The sequence below is a fragment of the Streptomyces sp. NPDC096339 genome (assembly GCF_044762985.1).
Lineage (GTDB): Bacteria > Actinomycetota > Actinomycetes > Streptomycetales > Streptomycetaceae > Streptomyces.
On record NZ_JBIWFI010000072.1, the window covers coordinates 1 to 5787 of the forward strand.

At 69.3% G+C, this 5787-nt stretch carries 5 protein-coding genes and 1 pseudogene; 5 read left to right on the forward strand and 1 reads right to left on the reverse strand.

Annotated features, from left to right (window positions below; genetic code table 11):
* The 5 genes from ACIQ5Y_RS39715 to ACIQ5Y_RS39735 all read left to right on the forward strand — a co-directional run.
* Positions 1 to 351: GTP-binding protein (locus tag ACIQ5Y_RS39715; protein ID WP_403892427.1), on the forward strand; the 351-nt coding region annotated here is incomplete at its 5' end.
* 291 nt (positions 352 to 642) lie between these two features.
* Positions 643 to 3870 carry a nitrate- and nitrite sensing domain-containing protein gene (locus tag ACIQ5Y_RS39720; RefSeq protein ID WP_403892430.1) on the forward strand — a complete coding sequence of 1076 codons (3228 nt, stop codon included), beginning with the start codon at positions 643 to 645 and terminating at the stop codon, positions 3868 to 3870.
* 10 nt (positions 3871 to 3880) lie between these two features.
* Positions 3881 to 4294, forward strand: coding sequence for a roadblock/LC7 domain-containing protein (locus ACIQ5Y_RS39725; RefSeq protein ID WP_030037347.1), 414 nt, complete (start codon positions 3881 to 3883; stop codon positions 4292 to 4294).
* Positions 4295 to 4387: 93 nt separating this feature from the next.
* Positions 4388 to 4948 carry a DUF742 domain-containing protein gene (locus ACIQ5Y_RS39730; protein ID WP_403892432.1) on the forward strand — a complete coding sequence of 187 codons (561 nt, stop codon included), beginning with the start codon at positions 4388 to 4390 and terminating at the stop codon, positions 4946 to 4948.
* Entirely contained in the window at positions 4929 to 5516 is a 588-nt protein-coding gene (locus ACIQ5Y_RS39735) for an ATP/GTP-binding protein (RefSeq protein ID WP_073911148.1), read from the forward strand. Before ACIQ5Y_RS39730 ends, ACIQ5Y_RS39735 begins: the two co-directional genes overlap by 20 nt.
* Before the next feature lie 176 nt (positions 5517 to 5692).
* On the opposite strand, the pseudogene ACIQ5Y_RS39740 reads toward ACIQ5Y_RS39735, so the two are convergent.
* Positions 5693 to 5787: pseudogene (locus ACIQ5Y_RS39740) on the reverse strand (acyl-CoA carboxylase subunit epsilon); the annotation flags it as partial.

The following is a 5787-nucleotide window of genomic DNA, read 5'->3' on the forward strand; positions in this document are numbered from 1 at the left end:
CTGGACCAGGACCTGATCCTGTACCTCTTCGGTACCCCGGGCCAGGACCGCTTCTGGTTCATGTGGGACGACCTCGTCCGCGGCGCCATCGGCGCGATCGTGCTCGTGGACACCCGCCGCCTGGCGGACTGCTTCCCGGCCGTGGACTACTTCGAGAACAGCGGCCTGCCGTTCGTCGTGGCGCTCAACGGCTTCGAGGGGCACCAGCCGTACACGCCGGAGGAGGTCCGCGAGGCCCTGCAGATCGGCCCGGACGCCCCGATCATCACCACCGACGCCCGCCACCGCGCGGACGCCAAGAGCGCGCTCATCACGCTCGTCGAGCACGCGCTGATGGCGCGGCTCAAGTAACACCGCTTCAACTGCCGCCGAAGGGGCGGGCTGTGTCCTACGACACGGCCCGCCCCTTTGGTTCATAACGTTTCGACAGAGAATTGGCGGCAGTTGGCGACTCGGCGCGTTCGGTTGGTGCCGCTACGCGCACAACTCCCCCTATTTTTGCCGCAGGAAGCTCTTTATGTCCGATTTATGTGAGGCGTAGGTCTCGGAGAATCGTCGGATTCAACTGTTTGGAACACGGCCGTTAACCGTGCTGGAATTCAACGAACTAGCTAGTAGTACCGCCGAGAGGTTGTTGGTCGAGTGAGGCGAAGCAACGCAAGCCCCGCGGATGAACCCGCGCGCGGCAACTTCACCCCGCCGCCGCGAGCGGCCGCGTCGCCGGTCGACGTTCCCGTGGGCCCGCCCGTGAGCAGCGGGAGCACCAGCAGGTTCTCCCCGCGCAACTGGCGCGTGCCGACCCGTCTGAACGCGATCCTGCTCGTGCCCGCCCTCGTCGGGCTGGTCATGGGCGGTTTCCAGGTGAAGGGCTCCATCGACACCTGGAACGAGGCCAAGGACGCCGAGAAGATCGCCCGGGTCGTCCAGGCCGCCTCGGAATACAGCCAGGCGCTGCTCAACGAGCGTGACCTCACCGCCGAGCCGCTGCTGAACGGCGACGCCAAGAACGACGTCATCACCAAGGTCCGCGGGACGACCGACGCGGCCAAGGTGAAGTTCGACCAGGCCGTCAAGGACCTGCCCGAGAACCAGGGCATGGAACGTCGTCTGGAGCTCTTCCGCGCGGAGGAGCCCAAGCTGACGCAGGTCCGCGAGAAGGCCTACCAGCAGGCACTCGAAACCGCGAAGAAGAACCTCCAGGGCGGCCAGCCGGGACCCATCCCGACTGAAGAGGGCTACGTGCTCGTCGAGCACTACCTGATGCAGTTCTCGAACGAGCTCGGCCTCGGTACCGGCAACGTGACCTCGTACGGCCGCATGGTCTACGCGATCGAGCTCGCCAAGGCGGCGAACTCGCTGCAGCGCTCCGTCGGCACCCACCTGCTCGTGCGCCCGAACCCCGACGAGAACATACGCAAGGGCCAGATCGTCGCCTTCTCCTCCTACGCCTACCTCGAGGAAATCGCCATCGGCGAGTACGTCGCGGCGGGTACCGAGGAGGACGTGAACCGCCTCAAGGAGGTCATGGCGGCGAAGTCCAAGGCGGGCGAGGCCCGGCTCACCGAGGCCAAGCGCCAGGCCGAGCAGGCCGGCGCCAAGTTCGTGCCGCCGCCGGCGGGAGCCAACGGTTCCGTGCTCACCGGCATGACCGAAGCGATCGCCAGCGGCCAGCCCAAGAAGACGCTGGCCGAGAACGGCACCACGCCCGCCGCCTGGCAGGCCGCCGCCACCGCGAAGTTCGACGGCTACGACGAGGTCGAGAAGGAACTCCTCGACAAGGCCGTCAAGGACGCCGTCGCGGTCTCCGACGAAGCCCGCACCGAGGCCATCACCAACGGCGCCATCGTCGTCGTGGCCCTGCTCGCCGCCTTCATCCTCGCGGGCCTCATGGCCCGCCAGATGGGCCGCGCGATGCGCCGCCTGCGCTCCGCCGCCTTCGACATCGCCGAGCAGCGCCTGCCGATGCTCGTCGACCAGCTCTCGCGCACCGACCCCGGCAAGGTCGACACCCGCGTGCAGCCGATCCCGATCGACTCCGCGGACGAGATCGGCGAGGTCGCCCGCGCCTTCGACCAGGTCCACCGCGAGGCGGTCCGGCTCGCCGCCGAGCAGGCGCTCCTGCGAGGGAACGTCAACGCAATCTTCACGAACCTCTCCATGCGCAACCAGTCGCTGATCGAGGGCCAGCTGACCCTCATCACCGACCTGGAGAACAACGAGGCCGACCCGGACCAGCTGGAGAACCTCTTCCGCCTGGACCACCTGGCCACCCGTATGCGCCGCAACGGCGAGAACCTCCTCATCCTCGCGGGTGAGGAGCCGGGCCGCCGCTGGGACCAGCCGGTGCCCCTCGTCGACGTCCTGCGCGCCGCCTCCTCCGAGGTGGAGCAGTACGAGCGCATCGAGCTCTCCGGCGTCTCGGACGCCGAGATCCACGGCCAGGCCGTGACCGACCTCGTGCACCTCCTCGCCGAGCTGCTGGAGAACGCCACCACGTTCTCCTCCCCGCAGACCAAGGTCCGCGTCAACGCGACCCGTCTGCCGGACGGCCGCGTGATGATCGAGATCCACGACAAGGGCATCGGTCTCACCGCCGAGGACTTCGCGGACATCAACCACAAGCTCGCCAACCCGCCGACCGTGGACGCCGCGATCTCGCAGCGCATGGGTCTGTTCGTGGTCGGCCGGCTGGCGGACCGCCACAGCATCCGCGTCCAGCTGCGCCCGTCGGGCGAGGCGGCCGGCACCACGTCGCTGATCATGCTCCCGGACGCCATCACCCACGGTGGCGGCGGCGAGGGCATCCCGGACGACGACTTCACCGTCTCCTCGATGATCCCGCAGCAGCAGGCCCAGCAGCCCGCTCCGATGCGTACGGCGGCCGAGCTCGGCTTCGACGACTCGCGCTACGACCAGCCGGGCTCCTCCGGAGGCGAACTCGACCCGGTCGGCCGCTCCCTCGTCCGCGAGGAGCGCCGTGCCGCGCTGGAGGCCCAGGCCCAGGGCGGCTACCCGCAGGGCCAGCAGCCGCCGTACGACGGCCAGGCCCCTCAGGGCGGTCAGGCCGGTCAGGCCGGCTATCCGGAACCCCAGCCTGAACACGGGTACCAGCCGTACCAGGGCTACGAGCAGCAGCCCGAGCAGGGTTACGAGTCCCCCTACGAGGCACAGCAGCCGCAGCAGGGCTTCGACGCTTACCAGCAGCAGGACTACGGCTATGCGGAAGTCGGCTACCAGGAGCAGCCTCAGGCCGAGCAGTCCTACGACGGCGGCTACGAGGCCCGGTCGGAGCAGGCCGAGTGGCCGGAGCAGAACTCCTACCAGCCCGCGTACGAGCAGGACTACGGCACCGAATCGGAATCGCCTGCCGTACCCGAACAGGCCCCGGAGCGCGTAGGCTTCGACCGTTCGGGCACCGCTGCGGACACCGGTCACACGATGACCGGAGCGGGCCTGCCGCGCCGCGGCAGCCAGCAGCAGTGGCAGCCGGCACAGCAGGAAGCGGAGTCCCCCGGATCCCTCTTCGAGCAGCGGCCGCCGCGTCAGCAGCAGCCCGCGGCGCCGGAGCGGGAGACGGAAGGCACGGATGGCAGCGGCGGTTGGCGCTCGGGCAACGACGAGCGCTGGCAGCAGGCCGCCAAACTCCGTGAGCCGAAGGCGGGCGGGGTAACCCCCTCCGGTCTGCCTCGGCGGGTGCCCAAGGCCAACCTGGTCGAGGGCGCAGCGGAGACGACCCCGCAGGGAGGCCCCCAGGTCTCCCGCGCCCCGGAGGACGTCCGCGGCAGGTTGAGCAACCTGCGGCGGGGTGTCCAGCAGGGACGCAACGCGGGTTCCGAGCAGTCAAGTAACAGCTATGACCAGGAGCGTTAGTGTGAGCGCGATGAGCCAGGCGGCGCAGAACCTGAACTGGTTGATCACCAATTTCGTGGACAACACCCCCGGGGTGTCGCACACGGTGGTGGTCTCCGCCGACGGCCTTCTGCTGGCGATGTCCGACGGATTTCCGCGCGACCGCGCCGATCAGCTGGCGGCCGTGGCCTCCGGTCTGACCTCGCTGACCGCCGGAGCCTCCCGTATCTTCGAGGGCGGCGCCGTCAACCAGACCGTGGTCGAGATGGACCGGGGATTCCTCTTCCTCATGTCCGTCTCCGACGGATCCTCCCTCGCAGTGCTGGCGCACCCCGAGTGCGACATCGGCCTCGTGGGCTACGAGATGGCCCTTCTTGTGGACCGAGCGGGCAGTGTCCTCACCCCGGATCTGCGTGCGGAGCTGCAGGGAAGTCTTCTCAACTAACAGACAGGCAGTGTGTTTCGCGCCATCGCACCGTAGGGTGCGGTGGCGCGGTTCCACAGGGAGTACTGCGTTCTTGGAGTCGGAGGAGGAAACGTGACAACACCCGGAGGACATCCTTATGGCGGCGCGCAGCAGCAGCCGCAGGGTGGGCACGACCAGAACCGCTTCAACTTCCCCTCCGCTCCCAGCCGGCCCATGCCGGAGCACAACCCGTACCAGCAACAGCCGTACGGACAACCCCAGCAGCCTCAGCAGCCCTCCATGCCGGCGCAGCAGCCTCCGCGCGCTTCCCGGCAGCCGGCTCCCAAGGCCCACAACCCGCTGGTGCGTCCGTACGCGATGACCGGCGGCCGTACCCGGCCGCGCTACCAGCTCGCCATCGAGGCGCTGGTCAGTACCACGGCGGATCCCGCGCGTCTGCAAGGGCAGTTGCCCGAGCACCAGCGCATCTGCCGCCTGTGCCAGGAGATCAAATCCGTCGCGGAGATCTCGGCACTTCTCTCCATTCCTCTTGGTGTCGCCCGCATCCTCGTCGCCGACCTGGCTGAGGCGGGCCTTGTCGCCATTCACCAGCCCGGCGGCGACGAGTCTGCCGGCGGCCAGCCAGATGTGACACTGCTCGAAAGGGTGCTCAGTGGACTTCGCAAGCTCTAACGGCGGAGCGGCTCCCGCTCGCTCCACCACCTCCGCGAAGATCGTGGTGGCGGGTGGCTTCGGCGTGGGCAAGACCACGTTCGTCGGCGCGGTCTCCGAGATCAACCCGCTGCGCACCGAAGCCGTCATGACCAGCGCCTCCGCCGGGATCGACGACCTGACCCACACCGGGGACAAGACGACCACCACGGTCGCCATGGACTTCGGCCGCATCACGCTGGACCAGGACCTGATCCTGTACCTCTTCGGTACCCCGGGCCAGGACCGCTTCTGGTTCATGTGGGACGACCTCGTCCGCGGCGCCATCGGCGCCGTCGTGCTCGTGGACACCCGCCGCCTGGCGGACTGCTTCCCCGCGGTGGACTACTTCGAGAACAGCGGCCTGCCGTTCGTGATCGCCCTCAACGGCTTCGACGGCCACCAGCCGTACACGCCGGAGGAGGTCCGCGAGGCCCTGCAGATCGGCCCGGACGCTCCCATCATCACCACCGACGCCCGCCACCGCGCGGACGCCAAGAGCGCGCTCATCACGCTCGTCGAGCACGCGCTGATGGCCCGCCTGCGGTAGCGGCGGCCCGAACCGGCCGAAGGCCCCCGTGTCCGACGACACGGGGGCCTTCGCGTACGCGGGCCGGCGACGCACGGCATCGCGGGTCGGCGAGGCGCGGCATCGCGGGTCGGCGAGGCGCGGCATGCGGAAGGCCCCGCACCCTGGAGGGTGCGGGGCCTTCTCGGCTTCGGGGCTCAGCCCTGCCAGCTGTGCGGGGCGCGGAAGCCCGGGGTGCGTTCCAGGCGGCGCCAGCCGGCCTGGGAGCGGGGGGTGGCGGCGGTCTCGGGGG

What these genes read in the sequence shown, in the direction of transcription:
- ACIQ5Y_RS39725 (WP_030037347.1), top strand. Translation starts at nt 3,881, where the DNA reads ATGAGCCAGGCGGCGCAGAACCTGAACTGGTTGATCACCAATTTCGTG.